The organism is Actinosynnema sp. (assembly GCF_052038725.1).
In genome coordinates this window covers 1-2158 of the sequence record NZ_JBQGCX010001540.1, presented here as the reverse complement: position 1 = coordinate 2158, position 2158 = coordinate 1, and the positions used below count along the sequence as shown (strand labels likewise).

Genomic DNA, 2158 nt, shown 5'->3' with positions numbered 1-2158 from the left:
GTGCGGCTGGTCCCGGCACCGCCGAGGCGGGTGCTGGCGGTGCTGGGGTTCGACGGCCGGTACGACGCGGCCGACACCGCGCCGCACGTGGCCGCGCTGGGCGACGTGCTGGCCGTGGAGGGGCTGGAGGAGTCGCTGGTCGCGGCGGCCGGGCGGGACGTGCGCAGGCTGCTGCCGCGCGGGTCGAGCTGGCTGTTCGTGGAGACCACCGAGGAGGTCGTGGCGCACGAGGCGGCGTCGCTGGCCCCGCACTCGGCGGTGGTGCTGGACCCGGCGCGGCAGCGGGCGCTGTGGCGGGTGCGGGAGGACGGGGCGGGGCTGGCGACCCGGACGGCCGACGGCGGCGAGGCGTGGTCGGGCTGGGAGGACGCGGCGGTGCCGCCGGAGCGGCTGGGCGCGTACCTGCGCGAGTTCGACGACCTGCTGGCCGGGCACGGGCGGCGCGGGGTGACGTACGGGCACTTCGGCGAGGGCTGCGTGCACGTGCGGATCGACTTCGACCTGGCGGGCGGGCGGCGCGGGGCGCGCGGGTACCGGGCGTTCCTGGAGGCGGCGGCGGACCTGGTGGTCGCGCACGGCGGGTCGGTGTCCGGGGAGCACGGCGACGGGCAGGCCCGCTCCGAGCTGCTGGCCAGGATGTACCCGCCGGAGGCGATCGCGGCGTTCCGGGCGTTCAAGTCGGCGTGCGACCCGCGCGGGCTGCTCAACCCCGGCCGGGTCGTCGACCCGCTGCCGCTGGATCGGGACCTGCGGGTGGTGGTGGCGCCCGCCGTGATCCCGACCAGGGCGGCGCTCGCGCTGCGCGCGGACGGCGGGGACCTGGCGGCGGCGACGCGGCGGTGCGTGGGCGTCGGGAAGTGCCTGAACACCTCCGGCGGGGTGATGTGCCCGAGCTACCGGGCCACCCGCGAGGAGAAGCACTCCACGCGCGGGCGGGCGCGGCTGCTGTTCGAGATGCTCGCCGGGGACGTGGTGCGCGGCGGGTGGCGCTCGACCGAGGTGCGCGAGGCGCTGGACCTGTGCCTGGGGTGCAAGGGGTGCAAGCGGGACTGCCCGGTGGACGTGGACATGGCCGCGTACAAGGTCGAGTTCCTGCACCGGCACTACCGGGGGCGGCTGCGGCCCTTGGCGCACTACTCGATGGGGTGGTTGCCGCTGTGGCTGCGGGCCCGGCTGGTGAACCGGGTGACGCGGCGGCTGGCCCGGTTCGCCGGGGTCGATCCGGGGCGTGAGCTGCCGGTCCCGGCGCGGCGGTCGTTGCAGGAGCGGTTCGAGCCGGTGGGGTCGGGCGACCCGGTGCTGCTGTTCCCGGACACGTTCACCAACCGGTTCGAGCCCGAGGTGGGGCTGGACGCGGCGGCGGTGCTGGCGGCGACCGGGCACTCGGTGGAGGTGCCGCGGGCGGCGGTGTGCTGCGGGCTGACCTGGTACTCGACCGGGCAGCTCGGGGTGGCGCGGCGGGTGCTGCGGCGGACGGCGCGGGCGCTGCGGCCGTGGGTGCGGGCGGGGGTGCCGGTGGTGGGGGTGGAACCGAGGTGCGCGGCGTGCCTGCGGTCGGAGGCGGTGGAGCTGGCCGGGGCCGACGCGGACGTGGTGGCGCTGGCCGGGGCGGTGCGCACGGTCGCCGAGCAGGTCGGGCCGGTGCTGGACGCGCCGGGCGGGGCGCCGGGGTCGGCGGTGGTGCAGCCGCACTGCCACCTGTACGCGGAGAGCGGGACGGGCGCGGACGAGCAGCTGCTGGCGCGGGCCGGGGTGGCGGCGGAGCTGGTGCCGGGGTGCTGCGGGCTGGCCGGGAACTTCGGGTTCGAGAAGGGGCACCACGGGGTGTCGGTGGCGGTGGCGGAGCAGGGCCTCGGGCCCGCGGTGCGGGCGGCGGGCGCGGGGACGGCGGTGGTGGCGGACGGGTTCAGCTGCCGCACGCAGGTCAGGCAGGTCACCGGCGCGGAACCGGTGCACGCGGCGACGCTGCTGGCCAGGCGGCTGGGGTTGCGCGGGGGTGGGCGCGACTAGCCCGAACGGCCCCCTACAGTACTCCGCGTGACGCACTGAACACGGAGGGGTACGACGATGGCTGACACTTCGCCAGGGGCCGCGCGGCGCAGGACGCTGCTCGCGGCGCTGCTGGGCGTCCCGGTGCTGGGGGCGCCGCTGCTGGGCG

At 77.8% G+C, this 2158-nt stretch carries 1 protein-coding gene; it reads left to right on the top strand.

Annotation, left to right across the window (positions count from 1 at the left end):
• The coding region (locus tag ACTUAL_RS32330) for an FAD-binding and (Fe-S)-binding domain-containing protein (protein ID WP_440902888.1) at nt 1–2010 on the top strand (2010 nt) is incomplete at its 5' end.
• Between the last annotated feature and the right edge of the window lie 148 nt (nt 2011–2158).